14 protein-coding genes are annotated in these 18,675 nt (G+C 67.7%); 5 read left to right on the top strand and 9 right to left on the bottom strand.

Features of this window, described 5'->3' with window-relative positions:
* Positions 1 to 43: 43 nt before the first annotated feature.
* The 7 genes from ileS to B9Y97_RS13045 all read right to left on the bottom strand — a co-directional run bounded on the left by ileS (position 44) and on the right by B9Y97_RS13045 (position 10,727).
* Positions 44 to 3,034, bottom strand: coding sequence for an isoleucine--tRNA ligase (gene ileS, locus B9Y97_RS13075; RefSeq protein ID WP_085527148.1), 2,991 nt, complete (start codon positions 3,032 to 3,034; stop codon positions 44 to 46).
* 175 nt (positions 3,035 to 3,209) lie between these two features.
* A complete protein-coding gene (locus B9Y97_RS13070; protein ID WP_085527147.1) occupies positions 3,210 to 5,945 on the bottom strand; it encodes a DUF2339 domain-containing protein in 2,736 nt (911 codons plus the stop codon).
* 72 nt (positions 5,946 to 6,017) lie between these two features.
* On the bottom strand, positions 6,018 to 6,503 hold the full coding sequence (locus B9Y97_RS13065) for a DUF2269 family protein (RefSeq protein WP_176224368.1): 486 nt from the start codon (positions 6,501 to 6,503) through the stop codon (positions 6,018 to 6,020).
* Positions 6,503 to 7,816 (bottom strand): NAD-dependent epimerase/dehydratase family protein, encoded by a 1,314-nt coding sequence (locus tag B9Y97_RS13060; protein WP_085527146.1) that lies wholly within the window; start codon positions 7,814 to 7,816, stop codon positions 6,503 to 6,505. Before B9Y97_RS13060 ends, B9Y97_RS13065 begins: the two co-directional genes overlap by 1 nt.
* A gap of 3 nt (positions 7,817 to 7,819) precedes the next feature.
* Positions 7,820 to 8,839: a YcjF family protein gene (locus tag B9Y97_RS13055; RefSeq protein ID WP_085527145.1), complete on the bottom strand. Its 1,020-nt coding sequence runs from the start codon at positions 8,837 to 8,839 to the stop codon at positions 7,820 to 7,822.
* Entirely contained in the window at positions 8,836 to 9,312 is a 477-nt protein-coding gene (locus B9Y97_RS13050; protein WP_254900916.1) for a GNAT family N-acetyltransferase, read from the bottom strand. Before B9Y97_RS13050 ends, B9Y97_RS13055 begins: the two co-directional genes overlap by 4 nt.
* Positions 9,309 to 10,727, bottom strand: a complete 1,419-nt coding sequence (locus B9Y97_RS13045) for a YcjX family GTP-binding protein (protein ID WP_085527144.1) — start codon at positions 10,725 to 10,727, stop codon at positions 9,309 to 9,311. The genes B9Y97_RS13050 and B9Y97_RS13045 overlap by 4 nt, the downstream gene beginning before the upstream one ends.
* A 112-nt stretch (positions 10,728 to 10,839) precedes the next feature.
* Here B9Y97_RS13045 and truA point away from each other — a divergent pair, with 112 nt between their 5' ends.
* Entirely contained in the window at positions 10,840 to 11,613 is a 774-nt protein-coding gene (truA, locus tag B9Y97_RS13040; RefSeq protein WP_085527143.1) for a tRNA pseudouridine(38-40) synthase TruA, read from the top strand.
* 74 nt (positions 11,614 to 11,687) lie between these two features.
* On the opposite strand, the gene B9Y97_RS13035 is transcribed toward truA, so the two are convergent.
* Positions 11,688 to 12,578, bottom strand: a complete 891-nt coding sequence (locus tag B9Y97_RS13035) for an NAD-dependent epimerase/dehydratase family protein (RefSeq protein ID WP_085527142.1) — start codon at positions 12,576 to 12,578, stop codon at positions 11,688 to 11,690.
* 126 nt (positions 12,579 to 12,704) lie between these two features.
* Here B9Y97_RS13035 and B9Y97_RS13030 point away from each other — a divergent pair, with 126 nt between their 5' ends.
* From B9Y97_RS13030 to B9Y97_RS13020, 3 genes are all read left to right on the top strand, one after another.
* On the top strand, positions 12,705 to 13,910 hold the full coding sequence (locus B9Y97_RS13030) for a tetratricopeptide repeat protein (protein WP_139828305.1): 1,206 nt from the start codon (positions 12,705 to 12,707) through the stop codon (positions 13,908 to 13,910).
* A gap of 83 nt (positions 13,911 to 13,993) precedes the next feature.
* Complete coding sequence (parE, locus tag B9Y97_RS13025) at positions 13,994 to 15,949, top strand: DNA topoisomerase IV subunit B (protein ID WP_085527140.1); 1,956 nt, start codon at positions 13,994 to 13,996, stop codon at positions 15,947 to 15,949.
* A 12-nt stretch (positions 15,950 to 15,961) separates the two neighbouring features.
* Entirely contained in the window at positions 15,962 to 16,555 is a 594-nt protein-coding gene (locus B9Y97_RS13020; RefSeq protein WP_085527139.1) for a hypothetical protein, read from the top strand.
* Positions 16,556 to 16,953: 398 nt separating this feature from the next.
* Here the strand turns inward: B9Y97_RS13020 and B9Y97_RS13015 are convergent, their stop codons facing one another.
* Complete coding sequence (locus B9Y97_RS13015) at positions 16,954 to 17,151, bottom strand: CsbD family protein (protein ID WP_085527138.1); 198 nt, start codon at positions 17,149 to 17,151, stop codon at positions 16,954 to 16,956.
* A gap of 254 nt (positions 17,152 to 17,405) precedes the next feature.
* On the opposite strand from B9Y97_RS13015, the gene B9Y97_RS13010 reads away from it, so the two are divergent.
* Positions 17,406 to 18,668 (top strand): MgtC/SapB family protein, encoded by a 1,263-nt coding sequence (locus B9Y97_RS13010; RefSeq protein WP_085527137.1) that lies wholly within the window; start codon positions 17,406 to 17,408, stop codon positions 18,666 to 18,668.
* The last annotated feature ends 7 nt before the right edge of the window (positions 18,669 to 18,675 follow it).

The raw sequence follows: 18,675 nt of genomic DNA, 5'->3' as shown, positions 1-18,675 counted from the left end.
CCGGCTTCGACAAATCAGTGAACAATCGGTTAACGGCGCACCGTCAGCCCAGCGCCGCGTTGCATCGGCTGCAGGTGCCCGGGTGGGCGTGGCTGCCGACATCGGGCAGGATCTTCCAGCAGCGCTGGCACTTCGCGCCCTCGGCGGTCTCGAACACCACGCCGACACCCTCGATCTCCGGCAACCGGAACGCCTCGTTCGGCATCGGGTCGGAGGTGATGACGATATCGGAGGTGATGCAGAGATCGGCGAAATCGACCGATCGCAGCGCCTCGGCAAGGGCCTTGTCGCGGGCATGCACCACCGGGGCGGCCTCCAGTGACGCGCCGATCACCTTGTCGCGGCGCTGCACTTCGAGCGCGGCGGTAACAACCCGGCGGGCGCGCCGGATCCCGGCCCATTTCTCCGCCAGCAGCGGATCGAGCCAGGCCGCGGGCGTTTCGGGAAAGTCGACGAGGTGCACCGAGCTGTCGTCGCCCGGGAAGCGTTCGAGCCAGACCTCCTCCATGGTGAACACCAGCACCGGCGCCAGCCATGTGGTGAGGCGGTGGAACAGGATGTCGAGCACCGTGCGGGCCGCACGCCGGGCGATGCCGTCGGACGGGTCGCAATAGAGCGCGTCCTTGCGCACGTCGAAGTAGAAGCTCGAAAGCTCGACCGTGGCGAAGTTGAACAGCGCCTGGAAGGCTCCCTGGAAGTCGTAGGACGCGTAGCCCTCGCGCACCACCGCGTCGAGTTCAGCCAGCCGGTGCAGCACCCAGCGTTCCAGTTCCGGCATGTCGGCGGGATCGACCGCCTCGGCGGGATCATAGCTGGCAAGACTGCCGAGGATGAAGCGCATCGTGTTGCGCAAGCGGCGGTAGCCGTCGGCCACGCCTTTGAGGATCTCCGGCCCGATCCGCTGGTCGTTGGTGAAATCGGTCTGGGCGACCCAGAGACGCAGGATATCGGCACCGTATTGCCGGGTGACTTCCTCGGGCACGATCGTATTGCCGAGGGATTTGGACATCTTCATGCCCTTCTCGTCGAGCGTGAAGCCATGGGTGAGCACGCCCCGGTAAGGCGCGCGGCCCTTGGTGCCGCAGGCTTGCAGCAACGAGGAATGGAACCATCCCCGGTGCTGGTCGGTGCCTTCGAGGTAGAGATCGGCGATCCCGTCGGGGCTTCCGTCTTCACGGTCGCGCAGCACGAAAGCATGGGTGGAACCCGAGTCGAACCAGACGTCGAGCACGTCGAACACCTGTTCGTAGTCGTCCGGGTTCACGATCCCGTCGAGCACGCGGGCCTTGAACCCCGCCTCATACCACACGTCCGCGCCGCTTTCCTCGAAGGCGGCGGTGACGCGGGCGTTGACCTCCGCGTTGTGCAGCAGGAAATCCGGGTCGGTCGGCTGCACGCCCTTCTTGGTGAAACAGGTCAGCGGCACGCCCCAGGCGCGCTGGCGCGAGAGCACCCAGTCGGGTCGGCCCTCGATCATCGCGTAGAGCCGGTTGCGGCCCTTGTCGGGGGTGAATGTCACCAGGCTGTCGATCGAGGTGAGCGCGCGGCTGCGGATGGTGTCGCCGTAGGCCGCCATGCCGTCGTCGAGCTTGTGGTCGATGGCCACGAACCATTGCGGCGTGTTGCGATAGATCACCGGTGCCTTCGAGCGCCATGAATGCGGGTAGGAGTGCTTGATCCGGCCCCGCGCGAGCAAGCCGCCAACCTCGACCAGCTTGTCGATCACCGCCTTGTTCGCGTCGCCTTCCTTGCCGTTGGGCTTGAGGATCAATTTGCCGCCGAAGAACGGCAGGTCTTCGCGGAACGAGCCATCGTCCATCACGTTATAGGTGATGACCTGGTTGAGCATGCCCAGCCCACGGTAGAGCTCGTATTCCTCCATCCCGTGGCTCGGCGCGCAATGCACGAAGCCTGTGCCTTCCTCGTCGGTCACGAAATCGGCGGCGCGGAAATCGCGCGGCTCGTCCCATTCACCCTTGGCACCCTCAACCCCGGCCAGCGGATGGGTCAGCTGCATGCCTTCGAGATGGCGCGGGCGCACATCGCGCAGCCGCCGCCACATGCCGTCTTCCAGCCGCGCGCGGCCAAGCACCTCCGCGGCCAGTTTGTCGGCGAGGATGAAGCGATCACCAACCTCGGCCCAGCATTCCTCAGGTCGCCCGGTCACTTCGTAGAGCCCGTAGGAGATTTCCTGGCCATAGACCACGGCGCGGTTCGACGGAATCGTCCAGGGCGTGGTGGTCCAGATCACCACGTAGGCCCCCAGCAGGTCATGCTCGACCTCTGCCTCGGCCGCGACCATCGCCGCGCGGGTCTCGTCGGTGGCTTCCTCGTCGGACAGCATCATGTCGGGCTGGACCAGATCGGCCACCCGGAATTTCACCCAGACCGTGGGGCTTTCCTTGTCGTGGTATTCCACCTCCGCCTCGGCCAGCGCGGTTTTTTCCACCGGCGACCACATCACCGGCTTGGAGCCCTGGTAGAGCGTGCCGTTCATCAGGAACTTCATGAATTCCTCGGCGATCACCGCCTCGGCGTGGTAATCCATCGTGAGATAGGGCTTGTCCCACTTGCCGGTGACGCCGAGGCGCTTGAACTCCTCGCGCTGGATATCGATCCAGCCTTCGGCAAAGCGGCGGCATTCCTGCCGGAAATCGACGATATCGACCTTGTCCTTGTCGAGCCCCTTGGCGCGGTATTGCTCCTCGATCTTCCATTCGATCGGCAGCCCGTGGCAATCCCAGCCCGGCACGTAGCGCGCATCGCGCCCCATCATCTGCTGCGAGCGCACGATCATGTCTTTCAGGATCTTGTTGAGCGCGTGGCCGATGTGCAGGTGGCCGTTGGCGTAGGGCGGGCCGTCATGCAGGATGAAGGGCGCGCGGCCCGGCTTTTCGCGCAGCCGGTCATAGATGCCGATCCGCTCCCAGCGCTCCAGCCAACCCGGCTCGCGGGCGGGCAGCCCCGCGCGCATCGGGAAATCGGTTTGAGGCAGGTTCAGCGTTTCTTTGTAGTCGGGCATATCGGCGCACATCGCTTGCGTTCCTTGGCAAATCTCGCGGGAGTTCTAGGGGAAGGGCGGCGCGGGGTCCATACGCCTTGGCCCGGCGGCTCGTGCTCAGAGCGCCGGGTCGGTAATTCGAATGACGATTGCACGGACCAACATCATGCGCCGGGTTATAGGCGTGGTGGCGCGGGGCGTAAAGCGGCTAGGACGTATCCGCCGCGCCTTTCGCCGTCCCGGTGTGCATCGCCGCCCAGCGGTTGAGAAAGGCGAGCCCGGCCAGCGCCAGCCCGAGCGCAAGGAAGGACGCCACCCTGAGCAGCCCGACCAGCCCCGAGGCATCGACCAGGAACACCTTGGCCACGGTGAGCGCGATCACCGCCATGGCGAGCTTGCGCAAACCCCCCGAGCGGCGCGCAATGGCTTGCCAGAGCAGCCCGGACCCGATCACGAGGAGCGCAATGGTGTAGGAATAGAGCTCGGGGTCGGTGAAGCCCGCGCCGCTCATCGCATCGCCACGCCAAGCGTGGCGGATGGCAAGGAACAGCCAGACCACCGCGAGCGCCGCCGCGGCCGCACCGAGCACACGGCGCAAGGTCCAACCGAGGAATGCAAAGCGCCGCACCACCAGCGCCAGCACCGCGCCGGGCAGGAAATAGGCCGGCAGCAGCGTGTTGAGCAGGGGCGGACCGAGCACCCTTGTGCTGGCGGCCCCGCTCAGGAGCGGGTTGAACAGGACCAGCGCAAAAGCCAATGCGGCAAGGCCGATCAAGCCGTAGACCACCGCCAGAACCCGGCGCACCCGGCCCATCACCCCGCCCGCCTGCATCCGCCAGAGCTGCGCCGCCGCCATCACGAACCAGATCGTGGCGAGCAGGCCGAACGCCCAGTGCGACTCGCCACTCGGGCCGGGCACCGCGTCTTCGATCAGCCGCATCAACAGCACCGAGGCAAACACCGCCGCGAGCGACCAGCCCGCGCTCTCGGCCACCATCACGGTTTTCGGGCGCTCAAGCGGGCGCAGGACGGCCAGCACCGCCGCGAGCGCCGCCACCGCCCCGCCGTAGCCCAGCGCAAGTTCCCAGTAGGGGGCATTTTCGGCCCATGGCAGGCCGGGGTCGATCACCAGCCGCCAACCCATCAGCACCGCGCCCACCTGCACCGCCGCCCCGAGCGGCGGCATGGCAAAACGCCGGTCGAGCCCGGCGGCGGCAAGGGTGACCACGGCGAAGGCGAGCGTGAGCGCGGTGTCCGTCAGGATCAGGCTGAGCGCGAAGGCGATGAGCGCAAGGGCGGCGAGCACGAAGCCCGCGGCGCGCGCCTTGTCGGCGCCATCGGACCGGGCGAAGCCGAGCGCGAGCGCGGTCATCATCCCGGCCAGCGCGGTGGCGGTGAGCGCCCATGGATAGGCCCCGAGCACCTCGGCGGGGTGCCACAGGGCTTCCAGCGCCGCCAGCGTCGCGGGCGCGGTGAGCGCCGCCGCCGCTGCCCAGCCCACCGGCCAGCGCGCGCCACGCCGCGAGCGCCACGCGGCGGCAAGGCTGGCCAATGCCGCGAGGGCCACGAGGAGGATCGGGCCTTGCGGCACCGGGGTGCCTTCCGGCGCGATGCGCGTGGCGAGAAAAGCGCGATAGACGCCTGCGCCTTCGACGGCCTGCACAACCGGGAGCGCCACAAGGCCCAGCGCGGGCAATGCCGCGAGATCTTCCAGCGCCTCGGCCCGGTCGGCCCAGACCGCCACCGCGAAGACCAGCGCCACCAGCACGAGCGCGGCGATCCAGAACGCCCCCGCGCTTTCGAGCGAGACCAGAACCAGTGAGCCGGCGGCGGCCGCCATGCTCGCCGCCACCAGCCGGGTGGGAAAAGCGGGCCAGCCACGCGGACGGCCCTTGGCAAAGACCTCGACGGTCGCCGCGCCGCCGTGGGCCGGCGCAAGGCTCAGCACCGGCACCGCGATGCTCGCCAGCACCAGCCCCGCGAGATAGGCCGCGAACACCTCCGGGTAGCCTGCCCCGAGGAACAAAAGCCACCCGCACGGAAACGCCAGCCCCAGCGTCAACACCGAAACCCAGGCCCAGCGCCGCACCGCGTCGATGGCGAGGCCGGTGAGCGCGATCAGCGCGAGATAGCCGTAGAAGACCTGCGGGATGTCGCTCTCGCCGCCCACCACGAAGGGGGCCGCGAAGGCGCCGGTAAGCCCGACGGCAGCGAGCAGCGGACCGGAATACCAGCCCAGCACGATGGCGAGCGCGGCCACGGCCACCAGCCCGGCAAGCGCCAGCCCGGGGCCGATGAGAGCATAGAGGTGCAGCGCCGCGAGCAGCGCGAGAAACAGCGTCACGATCCCTGCGCCGGAGAACACTGACGGCAGGTAGGCGGTGCTGGCCGCGCCCTCGTCGCCCCAGCGGCGGCGGATGTATTCGCCCGCCACCACCAGCCCCGCGCCGAAGACGAGCGCGGCGACTACACGCGCGGTGGGGGTGAGCAGCCCGGTTTCGATCCCGTATTCAACGAAGTAGAGCCCGGCGAAAGCGAGCGAAATCGCGGAAACCGCGTAGATCCAGTTCGTCTTGAACCAGTCTGCCAGCGCCCGGGCCTTGTCGGCGCGCAGCACCACGGCGCGCGGCGGGCCAGCGTCGCGGGGCACGTCGTCGGCGGCGGGCTTCTGCGCTTCCGGCTCGCCCGGCGCTACCTGACCCGACCGCGCGCCCGTCTGCCCGGATTCGATGGACGGGCTGGGCGCGGCGGGCGGCATCTCGGCGGGCGTCGGCGGGTCTTGCACCGTTCCGCGCGTGGCAGCAGGCCCTGCCTGCAACGTCTCCAGCGCCGTTTCAAGCGCGCGCACCCGGCGTGCCAGCCCCACCGTCCAGACCGTGACAACGATCAACAGCACCGGCAGCGCAAGCGCCGCGAGCACCAAGAGAGCGATCAACGCATCCATACCGTCACCCCGAGAGCCCACCGGGGGCACCTCGCGGCAGACTGGCCGAAAACCCCGCTTCCGTCCAGCGCCTCACCCCCAGGGCAGACCCAGCGCGGGCCGGGCGATCATCAGCCACAGGATCGCCAGCACCGCGGCAAACGCGGGGAAGCCGAAGCCAAACCAGATGCGGTAGAGCCGGTCGAAGCGCGCGGGCAGCGGCCTGCCGGTGGCGACGCAATCGCGGGCGATGTCGCGCAACCGGGCCTGGATCCAGACCACCGGCAGCCAGAACGCGCCGACGACCAGGTAGAGCGCCAGCGCCGCGACGATCCAGCCCTCGGTGAGCGGCCAGCCCAGCGCCAGCGCGAGCAGGATGCCGGTGACCGGCTGCGCCAGCACGGCGGTGGCGGTGAACACCATGTCGGCCAGCACCACCACGCCCCCGACATGGGCAATCAGGTCCGCCTGCCGGGTGCGCACCGCCATCACCATGAAAAAGGCGATCCCGGCCCCGGTGCCGAGCAGCACCGCCGCGCCGATCAGGTGGAGCCAGCGCAGGAGATCGACCCAGAGCATCAGCGCGCTTCGAGCATCGCGCGCGTGGCAAGCGCGGCAGCGACGATCACCAGAAGGTTCGCCCCGGCCCCGAAGGGATCGGCCCACATTGCCGGGGCCATGAAGGTGAGCGCCGCGCCGTAGAAAATCGTCACGAACACCATCACCACCAGCGTGCGCACCGCCAGCCGGCGCACGAAAAGCGAGAGCCCCAGCGCGATCGAGAGCGTCGAAAGCGCGGCGACCACCAGCCGGGTGGTGAACGCGGGCATGTCGCGGGCGATCAGGGTTTCGGTGATCGTGACATAGGCCCATAGCCCGGCCACACCCTTCCAGATCCAGCTGACCGCCAGGGCGACGAGCAGGAGCGGCACCAGCAGTTGAACGCGGGCGAAAAGCCGGTCTTCCACCCGGGCGGCGAAGCCCCGGTAGGTTTGTTCCAGCGAGAGCGCAGCGCGCCCAAGCGCCCGCTGCGCGCCTTCGGGCTGCCCCACCACGCCTGCGGCGAGGGCCTGGAGCGCCGTGGTGCGAAGCGGCGAGCGCCAGCCAAGGCGGCCGAACGCGTCCGCCACCCGCCCGACCAGCGCGACCAGCGGCATCGGCAACCCGACGGTCAGCCGCGCCGGGCGAAACCCGAGCCAGCGCCGGGTGATGGCCACGACATCGACCAGCGGGTGCACCTCGCGCGCAACGAGATCGGCCTCGGTGCCGGGTGGCGTGATCCCCTCCACCGCGCGGATCACCGCCAGCGCCACGTCCTCGACCGATACGGTCTGCACCGGCGCGGTGGGCAGCGCGATCGGTTGCAGGAAGGGCACCGCGGCGAGCGTGCGGATCAGCGTGGTGCCGCCGTAGGAGGTGGGCGCGATGACGAGGCCGGGGCGGAAGATCCACCAATCGGTCCGCGCCGCGCGCACCAGCGCATCGCCCTCGGCCTTGGTGCGGAAGAAGGCAAGTTCGGCCTCCGGCTCCGCCCCGACGGCCGAGATCTGCACAAGCCCGGTGCCCGCCCGCTCGCAGGCCGCCGCAAGGGCGGCGATGGCGTGCAGGTGCACCGCCTCGGGATCATCGGCGCTCGACGCCTGCAAGGTGCCTGCACAATTGACCACGAAATCGACACTCTGCGACAGCGGTCCCCAGGATTCGGGCCGTGTCATCCGCCGAAGGTCATGAAACACCCATGGCAGATCGGGCAAGACCCGGTGCCCCGTGGCCCGGTCGCGCCCGAGCGCCACCACGTCGTGGCCGCGCGCCGCCAGCGCCCGCGCGACATGGGCCCCGATCAGCCCGTAAGCTCCAAGCACGAGTATCCGCGAAGGCTGGCTGTCCGACATCGCCTAACTTTCCGGCTTCGCGGACGCCCTGTCAAACAGCCCGGTGAGCGCGCGCTGCACCAGCGAGGTGACCGCCGGGCGCCTCAGGGCCACGAAGGGCAGCGGGCGGCAAACCTCCATCGCCGCGACCCCGACCCGGGCAGTGAGCGCGCCGTTGATCACCCCCTCACCGAACCGGCGCGAGATCTTCGACAGGACCGAGCCCCCCGCGACCGAGCCGATCAGGTCGTCGCCCACCGCCACCGCGCCGGTGGCCACGAGATGGGTGAGCACCGCGCGGGTGAGCCGCCATGCCCCAAGCGCGCCCGACCGGCCGCCATATATCTCGGCAATCCGGCGGATCATCCTGAGGTTGGCGGTCAGCGCGGTGAACAGGTCGGCGAGGGCCAGCGGCACGATCGCGGTCACGGTGGCGACCTGCCGGGCGGCAGTTTCGACCTCGCGGCGCGCGCTGGCGTCGAGCACCGCCAGAAGCTCGACTTCGGCCAGCGCGACCAGCGCGTCGGCATCGAATATCTCCGCTTCGCGCTCTTCGAGGCGCGCCAGCCCCCAGCGCAACTCGTCGCGCCCGGCGTAGAGCCGCTTGAGATCGCGCAGCACGCTGCGCGCAGCCTCCAGATCGTCGCGCGCGAGGGCGGATTCGGCGGCGGCCCCCAGCGCATCGACCCGTTTCAGCCGGGCGAAGGCGGCCAGTTCGCGCACGGCCAGCACCGCCAGCACGGCGAGAAACGCGGCCAGCAACACCGAGGCAATACCCCCCAGCAGCGGGTTGCGCGCGAGCATCGTGGTGACGAAATCCCACGCCGCCACCGAGGCGACGAAGCCCACCAGCGCCACCAACAGCGCCCAGAACCACCGCATCAGCCGCGAGGGCTTTCGCGCGGCAAGCCGGGCGGCGATCTGCATCGCGGCCGGTTCCGGCAGGCCCGGGTCGGGTTCCGGCACCGGCGCGGCGGTGGCCGGGGTTTCGCGGGCGGGTGCGTCGAGTTCGATCAGCACCGGGCCGTCTTTCGCATCGCTCATCGCGCCGCCTCCCAGAGATAGTGGATATCAGGCAGTTTCTCGTCGTTGCGCGCCCCGCCGGTCCGCGCGAGCTCGCGAAAGCCATGTGCCTCGTAGAAGCCCCGCGCGGCCTCGTTGAACTGGAAGGCCCAGAGGGTCAGCCACGGCGAGGCGCGCTTCGCCCGGTCGAGCAGCGCCGTGCCGATCCCCTGCCCGCGCGCGTGGCCTGCAAGGTAGAGCGCAACGATCTCCTCGCCGTCACGGGCAATGAACCCGACCACCCGTCCGCAACGCCGCGCCACCGTAACCCAGCCGCGCGCCACGAGGTCGCCGGCAAAGGCCTGTTCCTCCTCACGCTTGTGAATGCGCGGCATCCATGGGGTTTCGTCGATCCAGTCCGACAGGATCGTGCCGATCGCCTCGGCATCGGTGGGCCGGGCCGGGCCGAGGATCGGGCGCGCGGCGGGGCGGAGTCTGGTTGGCAGGAAATTCACAGCCGGTCCCCGATCAGGAAATCGGCCGCGCGGTCGAGCCGGATATGTGGCGGGCCCTCGCCGGGCCGGCCCTCGGCACCGGAGGGCGCAAACCGCATCACCCGGTAATCGGCATCGAGCCAGCGTTCGGCCCCCTCGCGGGCGGGACCGATCAGGCGCATCGGGTCGTCGGGCAGACGGCCGGGGTAGAAGGCGGCGGAGGCACCGGTGTCGACCAGGGTGCCACGCACGAGATCGAGCCTGCGGCCCTCGTGCTCGCGGCTTTCTTCGGTGGTCGCCCTGAGCGCCGCGATCGCCAACGCCCCGGTTTCCGCCCCGGCAAAGGCCGCCCGGTCGCGCGCCTCGCGCATCAACGCCTCGGTGATCGCGGTCAGCCGGGCGTGCTGGGAATGGTGCAGATGGTCGGCCTTGGTGGCGGCAAACAGGATCTTCTCCACCCGCCGCCCGAGCAGCAAACGGCTCAGGAAGGCATTGCGTCCGGGGCGGAAGGCGGCGAGCGTGTCGGCCATGGCGCGGCGCAGGTCTTCGAGTGCTGCCGGGCCTGCGTTGATCGCGCCGAGCACATCGACCAGCACCACCTGGCGGTCGATCCGGGCGAAGTGATCGCGGAAGAAGGGTTTGACCACCCGCGCCTTGTAGGCCTCGAAGCGGCGCTCCATCTCGCGCCACAGGCTCTTGCGCGGCGGCGTGCCATCGGGCTTGGGCAGCGGCGCGAAGGTCAGCGCCGGGCTGCCCGCCATCTCGCCGGGCAACAGGAAGCGCCCCGGTGTGCAATCGGAGAATCCCGCCGCGCGGGCGGCGTGGAGATAGAGGGAAAAAGCCGCCGCGAGGTCCTTGGCCACGGCCTCGTCAAAAGCGGCAGACGCGTCGGCCCGGTCGGCGGCGGAAAGAAACGCCGCCGCCACATCGCGCGAGGTGATCCGCGCCAGCGTTTCGCGCGACCAGGTTTCATAATCGCGGTCGAGCAGTTCGAGATCGAGCAGCCATTCGCCGGGGTAGTCGACGATATCGAGATGCACCGTGCGCGGGCTTCTGAACCCCGAGAGCATCCCGCCCGGGCGCACCCGCAGGCTGAGGCGCAATTCGCTCACCGCCCGGGTGCTTTCGGGCCAGCGCGGGTTCGGGCCGGTCATCGCGGCCAGATGCGCCTCGTAGTCGAAGCGCGGCACGGTATCGTCGGGCTGGGGCTGGAGGAAGGCCGACAGGATGCGGCCCTCGGCCTGCGGCATGAACTGCGCCATCCGGCCCCGGTCGAGCAGGTTGGCCACCAGCGAGGTGATGAACACGGTCTTGCCGGCCCGGCTGAGGCCGGTGACACCAAGACGGACCACCGGCTCGAACAGCGCCTCGTGCACACCGTCGCCCAGCGCCTCTGCCCGGCGCACGATTCCGTCGGCAATGTCACCAAGCCCCAATGCCTGCACTCCCCGCGTTTGCCCCTAGATAATGCCTTGCCGCACCGGACGCCAGCCGGGGCCGCGCGCGCCGGCGCTTGCCGGGGGCCGAGGCGCGCGCTATGTGCGGCCCATGCCACGCTATGCGCTGAAAATCGAGTATGATGGCGGGCCGTTCGCCGGGTGGCAGCGGCAGAAGGACCAGCCGTCGGTTCAGGGCGCGGTGGAGGCGGCGCTGGCGAAGCTCGGGCGCGATCTGCCCGCGATCGCCGCCGCCGGGCGCACCGACGCGGGCGTGCACGCGCTGGGCCAGGTGGCGCATTGCGACATGGTCAAGGACTGGGATCCGTTCAAGCTGGCAAGCGCGCTCAACCACCACCTCAAGCCCGCGCCGGTGGCGGTGGTGGCCTGCGCCCGGGTGGACGACGATTTCCACGCCCGGTTCTCGGCGCAGGAACGGCGCTACCTGTTCCGGCTGGTGAGCCGCCGCGCGCCGCTGGTGCACGACCGCGGCCGGGCCTGGCGGGTGAGCCACGGCCTGAGCCTCGACGCGATGCAGGCGGGTGCCGCAAGGCTCGTGGGACGGCACGATTTCACCACCTTCCGCTCGGTGCAATGCCAGGCCGAAAGCCCGGTCAAGACCCTCGACGCGCTCGACGTGGAGGCCCTGCCCTACCCCGGCGGCGGCACCGAGGTCCGCTTCCACGTCCGCGCCCGCAGCTTCCTGCACAACCAGGTCCGCAGTTTCGTGGGCACGCTGGAGCGGGTCGGTGCGGGGGCATGGTCGCCTGACGACGTGACCGCCGCGCTCGAAGCGCGCGACCGCGCCGCCTGCGGGCCGGTCTGCCCGCCGGAGGGGTTGTATCTGGAGGGGGTTGGGTATCCGGACGACCCCTTCGCGGGCTGATATCCCTTTTTCTTGGGGGCAATACTCTCGGGGGGTCCGGGGGGCAGACAGCCCCCCGGCCTCTCCTTCAAGCCTCACGGATTCACATAGCGCGTCCACGGGTGCTGCTCCTCGAAACCCAGCACCTCCCTGATCTTGCGGTTGGAATAGGGCGTCGTCCAGTTCCCCGGCGGCTCCCTCAGTTCCACGCCTTCGTAGTAGCGCGCCACCACCTCCTCGGGGGTGAGCGCCACGCTCATGCCGTCGTTGGCGGCGTTGAACACCTGGTAGCCGAGCCCGTCCTTGTGCAGGCAGAGATCGACGATCTGGCCGAGATCGCGCGCGTCGATATAGGAAAAAATGTTGCGCCGGCGCAGATCGGGGTTGGCGAAATAGGCGGGCCAGTCGCGGGCGTAGTCCTCCGGGCTCATCACGTTGTTGATGCGCAGCGCGTAGACATCCGCCCCGGTGCGTTCGGCGAAGCTGCGGGCGGTGACCTCGTTCACCACCTTGGACATGCCGTAGCTGTCTTCGGGCACGGTCGGGTGGTCTTCGTCAACCGGCAGGTAAAGGGGTTTCTTCTCGCCATCGGCGAAGCAGACGCCGTAGGTGGTTTCCGACGAGGCGATCACCACCTTGCGCACCCCCAACTTCAGCGCGGCCTCCAGCACGTTGTAGGTGCCGATCACGTTCACCCGGTAGCACTCGTTGTCGGGGGTGAGCAGGATGCGAGCGATGGCGGCGAAATGCACCACGGCATCGAAACGCGGCACGCCGGTGCCCGGCTCAAGCTCGCCGAAATTGGCATACATCGATGCTGCGTTGAAGATCTGGCCCGAGTCGGTGATGTCGGCGGTGATGTTGTCGACCCCGGGCAGATCGAGCGGCTTGAGATCGACGTTCATCACGCTGTGGCCGCGCTCGATCAGGTAAGGGATCACCTCCCGCCCCGCCTTGCCGGAACCGCCAGTGAAGAGAATACGCATGGGGAGCCTCCTTTCGTGCACAATAGACGGCGCGGCGCGGGTGGTGGCAAGCCACGAGGCGCAAGACGCGGGCAAAGCCGCGAATTTGTGCTAGACTACCGCCACGACGGACGGGGAGGACGGCTCATGCGACGGTCGATCGCGGGGTATGTATCCGGTTTTGTGGTCATGGTGATGACGAGCGCGGTGCCCGCCTCGGCGGAAGCGCTGTCGGAGGCAATCTCGACCACCGTCACCGCCCTCGCGGAGCGTTTCCCCACCGGGGAGGCAGACGGGCTTGCCAAGGCGCTTGCCGAGGTGCCGGACGGGGTTTCGGGCGACACCCTGGGCCACCTGCTCTACGCCCGGCGGCATTTCGACAAGGCAGCATGGTTTTTCGGCACCGATGCGGCAGGCGACCCGGCCGACCCGGCCTCGCTCAACAATTTCGCGGCGATGTTGGTGGAGCTTCACCGCAACGATCCCGAAGCCTACCCCGTCGCCTGGGTTGACGTGGCGCGGATGGCGGCGCAGGAGGCGAGCAGGATCAACCCGCAGGAGGCGGCCTTTCGCAACACGCTCGGGCTTGCCGCCCTGGCGCTCGGCGATACCACCGCGGCGACGAAAGACCTGTTGCTTGCCACCGCCTTTGCGCCCGGCGAGCCGCTCTATTTCGCCAATCTCGCGCGCGCACTCGCTGCCGCAGGCATTCCGAAGGCTGCGGCGGAAGCGCTCGCGGTGGCCCACGACCTTGAGCCGAACGGGTTGCCGGTGCTCACCGCCGTCGCACAGCTTCCCGCGATTGGCGCGCCCTACCGCGAGAAGCTGGCGCGCAGTTGCGATGTTGATTTCCGCTGCCAGGAGATTTGCCCGAAAAGCATCATCGGCGGGTTGATGTCGGTCACCTGCGAGATGGAAAACGCCTCGGCACAGATGGCGTGCCAGGCTGGCGACCCCTACCCGACCGGCTACGATTGCGCCGAGGATTTCCCCGATTACGGCATCATGATCCCGGGATTGAACGCCGGGTTCTCCTTCGGCGTGCCGGGGTTCTCGGCGCATGTGAAGGTGAACGGCGACGGCAGTATGGATGTGCGCGTCGAGGCGGGTCCAAGCCTCGGGCCGGTCACGCCCTACCTGACCGCAGACGGGCATTTCTCGCCCGACGGCGGTGCGAGCTTCGACAATTTCGGCGGCGGCGTGCGGCTCGGCCTGACAACGGGCGGGAGCGCGGCGGGGGAATTGGCGAGCGGCCTCGGCCACCCGCCCGCGCATATCGAGATCGAGCAGAAGGGCGATGGCCCCGCAACGATGGGGATCGAGGCCTACAACGCCGGCGTTCTTTCGATCTGAACGCAAGGTGGCCCGCAAGATATTGCTACAGCCCGCCACGAATGGTCTAATGCTGGCTCAACAAGAGCAAGAAAGTTCGAGCAATGGCCAACGATCTCCTCACCGGCGGGCAAGACACCTATGACGCCACCTCTATCGAGGTTCTGGAGGGGCTTGAGCCGGTGCGCCAGCGCCCCGGCATGTATATCGGCGGCACCGACGAGCGCGCGTTGCACCACATGGTGGCCGAGATCCTTGACAACGCGATGGACGAGGCGGTGGCGGGGCACGCCAACCGCATCGAGGTGGAGCTGCACGGCGACTATTCCGTGACGGTGCGCGACAACGGCCGCGGCATCCCGGTCGATCCGCATCCGAAGTTCCCCGATAAATCCGCGCTCGAGGTGATCCTGTGCACGCTGCATTCGGGCGGCAAGTTTTCCGGCAAGGCCTACCAGACCTCGGGCGGGCTTCACGGGGTGGGTTCGTCGGTGGTGAACGCCCTGTCGGATTCGATGGTGGTGCAGGTGGCGAAGAACAAGGCGCTCTATGAGCAGCGGTTCTCGCGCGGGCTGCCGCTCGGCCCGGTGCAGAAGATCGGCGCGGCCCCCAACCGGCGTGGCACCGAGGTGACCTTTCACGCCGATGCGGAGATCTTCGGGCACCACAAGTTCAAGCCCAAGCGGCTGTTCACCGTGGCGCGCTCCAAGGCCTACCTGTTCTCGGGCGTCGAGATCCGCTGGAAATCGGCGATCGACGATGGCGAGACGCCGACCGAAGCCACCTTCCATTTCCCCGGCGGGCTCTCGGATTATCTCAAGGAAAGCCTCGGCGGGGCGAGCACCTATTCCGAGGGCGGCTTTCACGGCAAGGTGGAGTTTCGCGAGAAGTTCAACGCGCCGGGCTTCGTCGAATGGGCGATCAACTGGACGCCCGCGCGCGACGGTTTCATCCAGTCCTACTGCAACACCGTGCCGACGCCCGAGGGCGGCACCCACGTCGCCGGGTTCTGGGCCGCGATCCTGAAGGGCATCAAGGCCTACGGCGAGCTTGTCGGCAACAAGAAGGCGGGCCAGATCACCCGCGACGATCTTCTCGCCGGGGGCTGCGCGCTGGTCTCCACCTTCATCGCCGACCCGGCTTTCGTCGGCCAGACCAAGGACCGGCTGAGTTCGGAAAGCGCCGCCAAGCTGGTCGAAGGTGCGGTGCGCGACCATTTCGACAACTGGCTCGCGGCCGACACCAAGAGCGCCGGCGCGATCCTCGATTTCCTCGTGTTGCGCGCGGAGGAGCGGCTCAAGCGGCGGGCCGAGAAGGAAACCCAGCGCAAGACCGCCACCAAGCGGCTGCGCCTGCCTGGCAAGCTGGTGGATTGTTCGACCAGCACCCGCGAGGGCACCGAATTGTTCATCGTCGAGGGCGACAGCGCCGGCGGCTCGGCCAAGATGGCGCGCGACCGGCGCACCCAGGCGCTCTTGCCGCTGAGGGGCAAGATCCTGAACGTGCTCGGCGCGGCCTCGTCCAAGCTCGGCTCGAACGCCGAGATCAACGATCTCTGCCAGGCGCTCGGGGTGGGCATGGGCACGAAGTTCAACGTCGAGGATCTGCGCTACGACAAGATCATCATCATGACCGACGCCGACGTCGACGGCGCGCATATCGCGGCGCTGCTGATGACCTTCTTCTTCAGCCAGATGCGCCCGCTGATTGACCACGGCCACCTCTACCTCGCCTGCCCGCCGCTGTTCCGGCTCACGCAGGGGGCCAAACGGGTCTACGTCGCCGACGAGGCGGAAAAGAACCTGTGGCTGGAGAAGGGCCTCGGCGGCAAGGGCAAGATCGACTTCCAGCGCTTCAAGGGCCTCGGCGAGATGGACGCCAAGGATCTGAAGGAAACCACGATGGACCCGGCCACCCGCAAGCTGATCCGCGTCACCATCGACGAGGACGAACCGGGGGAAACCGGGGATCTGGTGGAGCGGTTGATGGGCAAGAAGCCGGAGTTGCGGTTCCAGTATATCCAGGAGAACGCGCGGTTTGTTGAGGAGCTGGATGTTTGAGGGGGGAGCAAGATGCCCAAAAAGAAGAGTGCAAAAAAATCTGCTGACCGTTTCTTGACGAATTGCAAAAAAATTGACGCCTTCGTTTATGAAATTAAAATAAAAGGATTATCTGACAATCATTTATCTTGGGCGTTCGAGTACGCAATAGTCCGCCTTTATCGAGACTTTGAGAAGCTCATACTTGAATGCCTTGTCGCTGCAATCAATAATGACACCACGCAGCTATCTCAAAAAAAAGGGTTTGATTTCCCCAAACACCTCACAGACGAAGTCTGCCAATATATTATTGTTGGAGAAAAATACTTTGATTTTCGAGGGCGCAGCGGCCTCATTTCAACTTTGAAAAGCTATCTCGCAGATGACCATTACTTGGTTGTATCCGTCAAAAAACCAGCATATCGAGAAGCGCTAGATCAATTCATCGTACTTAGGAATTTTGCCGCACATGATAGCGATCAATCCAAGGCCGCTTGCTTGAAAGCGTTGGGAAAGGCGCGCATTTCTTCGGCAGGCAGTTACCTCAAGGTAAACAATCGCTTCCAAGCGCTTTCAAGCAAACTACAAAAGTTGACATGTGAAATACGTGACTCTGCGCCCTATTGACTCGATTCAAGCACCCCTAGGGTGGGCTTCACCCAACCAATCCTCCCAACACCGAAGCGAAGGTGGGTTTGCACCCACCCTACCTTCGCACCCCGCCCGCGGCGTCCGGCCCGGTGGGGGCATCACTCGGTGATTTCCCGGTCTCCCCGCCACCCGCAGCAACCGGGCTGAAGTCCGACCTACGGGGTTCCGTACTCGGCCCAACCCGCCATCGCGCCGAACTGGCGCAACACCCGCAGGCTAGGCTTTCACCCCACCATCCCGCCATCGCGGCGTGCCCCCTACCCTACATGGCGGCGCCCACACGAGGTGCGCATGAATGCGCACCCTACAGACCCCACAAAAGAGCCCGCCCCCCGGCCTTGCGGCGGGGACGGGCGGCGGGCGGTGGTATCACCTCACAGTTTGTCGGCCCAACGGTCGGCTTCTTCCTGTGCGGCTTCTTTCGTCTTGCCGTATTTCTGCTGGATGAGGCCGGCGACCTGGTCGCGCTGGCCTTGGGCGCGTTCGAGTTCGTCATCGGTGAGCTCGCCCCATTGTTCGCGGGCCTTGCCCTTGAACTCTTTCCAGTTTCCCTTGATTTGATCCCAGTTCATAGCAGTCTCCTTTCCTACTGAGGGACCAACTCGCAGACGGCGTTTGGGTTCCCCTCTGTCGGCGGCATCGGTGGAGATTGGCTGAACCTGACCGTTTCTCTTGCAGGAAAGTCCGAAGTATTCCGGCTCATGGGTTGATCAGCACCCCTCAGCTGGGTGCCAACCCACCCCTCCATCATCGCGACGTGCCCCCGCCCCCCGCGTCTGCCTGCTTCCCTCTGGCCAACCCCCCGCCCCCTCCATAGACTGCCGCCATGGATGACGCGGAGCTTTTCCAGCGGCTGTTTCTGGCGCTCGCGATCGGGCTTCTGTTCGGGCTCGAACGGGGCTGGCATGCGCGCGAGGCGGCGGAGGGCGAGCGGATCGCGGGGTTTCGCACCTTCGCGCTGACCGGGCTGCTGGGCGGGATCTCGGGCTGGCTGGTCACCGTCACCACCCCTATCTTCCTCGCGGCGGCGCTGCTTGCCCTCGCCGGGCTTCTCGCGGTCAGCTACTGGCTGAAAACCCGCAGCGATGACGATCTTGGCATCACCACCGAGATCGCGCTCCTGCTCACCTTCGTGCTTGGCGCGGTTTCGGTGCTGGGCGAGATGGCCCATGCCGCCGCCGTCGCCGTGGTGGCCGCGATCCTTCTTGCGATGAAACAGCGGCTGCATGGCTGGGTGGCGCATATCGAGCGGTTCGAACTGGACGCTGCGTTCAAGCTGGCGCTGATCTCGGTCGTGGTCTTGCCGCTGTTGCCCGATCAGGGCTTCGGCCCGGGCGAGGTGCTCAACCCCTACCAGATCTGGTGGGCCGTGGTGGTGGTGGCGGGGCTGTCCTTCGCGGGCTATATCGCGATCCGGCTGGCCGGGGCACGGCTCGGCATTCTCGCCACCGGGTTGTTCGGCGGGCTGGCCTCGTCGACCTCGACCACCCTCGCCCTTGCCCGGATGGTGCGCGCGCAACCCAACCTCGCCTTGCTCGCCGCGGTGGGGATCGTGCTCGCCGGGTCGGTCACCTTTCTGCGTATCCTCGTGCTCGCGGCGATCTTCGAGCCCCGGCTGATCGCGCCGCTGGCGCTCCCGATGGCTGCGATGGCGGCCACCGGGGGCTTGGGCGCGTTGTTGATCCATCGCGCCTCCGACCGCGACAAGCGCGCGCGCGAGGATGCCCGCAGCCCCGCCAACCCGATCGAACTCAAGGCCGCGCTGAGCTTCGGCGCGGTGCTGGTGATCGTGCTGCTCGGCGTTCACTACCTTCGGAACTGGCTGGGCACCGGCGGTGTCTACGCCGCAGGGGCGCTGTCGGGGTTGACCGACGTCGATGCCTTCACGATCTCGGTGTCGCGGCTGGTGGGCGGCGATCTCGTGGCCGCGAGCGGCGCGCTCGCGGTCTTCATCGCGGCATCGGTCAACACCGTGGTCAAGGCGGCGATCGCGATCGTGGCCGGAGATCGAAAGGTCGGGCTGCCGGTGATCGCCGCTTACGTCGCGGTGATCGCCGTGGGCGGAGCGAGTCTCTGGTTCGGGATGTGACATCCGC

The sequence above is a fragment of the Maritimibacter sp. HL-12 genome (genome assembly GCF_900177545.1).
GTDB lineage: Bacteria > Pseudomonadota > Alphaproteobacteria > Rhodobacterales > Rhodobacteraceae > Sinisalibacter.
The sequence above is the reverse complement of the archived record's forward strand: the minus strand, read 5'-3'. Positions and strand labels throughout refer to the sequence as shown.

Coding starts and splice junctions, on each gene's coding strand:
- B9Y97_RS13015 (WP_085527138.1), bottom strand. CDS start 17,151: ATGAACTGGGATCAAATCAAGGGAAACTGGAAAGAGTTCAAGGGCAAG.
- B9Y97_RS13055 (WP_085527145.1), bottom strand. CDS start 8,839: ATGAGCGATGCGAAAGACGGCCCGGTGCTGATCGAACTCGACGCACCC.
- B9Y97_RS13070 (WP_085527147.1), bottom strand. CDS start 5,945: ATGGATGCGTTGATCGCTCTCTTGGTGCTCGCGGCGCTTGCGCTGCCG.
- B9Y97_RS13035 (WP_085527142.1), bottom strand. CDS start 12,578: ATGCGTATTCTCTTCACTGGCGGTTCCGGCAAGGCGGGGCGGGAGGTG.
- parE (WP_085527140.1), top strand. CDS start 13,994: ATGGCCAACGATCTCCTCACCGGCGGGCAAGACACCTATGACGCCACC.
- B9Y97_RS13010 (WP_085527137.1), top strand. CDS start 17,406: ATGGATGACGCGGAGCTTTTCCAGCGGCTGTTTCTGGCGCTCGCGATC.
- B9Y97_RS13020 (WP_085527139.1), top strand. CDS start 15,962: ATGCCCAAAAAGAAGAGTGCAAAAAAATCTGCTGACCGTTTCTTGACG.
- B9Y97_RS13065 (WP_176224368.1), bottom strand. CDS start 6,503: ATGCTCTGGGTCGATCTCCTGCGCTGGCTCCACCTGATCGGCGCGGCG.
- truA (WP_085527143.1), top strand. CDS start 10,840: ATGCCACGCTATGCGCTGAAAATCGAGTATGATGGCGGGCCGTTCGCC.
- ileS (WP_085527148.1), bottom strand. CDS start 3,034: ATGTGCGCCGATATGCCCGACTACAAAGAAACGCTGAACCTGCCTCAA.
- B9Y97_RS13030 (WP_139828305.1), top strand. CDS start 12,705: ATGCGACGGTCGATCGCGGGGTATGTATCCGGTTTTGTGGTCATGGTG.
- B9Y97_RS13060 (WP_085527146.1), bottom strand. CDS start 7,816: ATGTCGGACAGCCAGCCTTCGCGGATACTCGTGCTTGGAGCTTACGGG.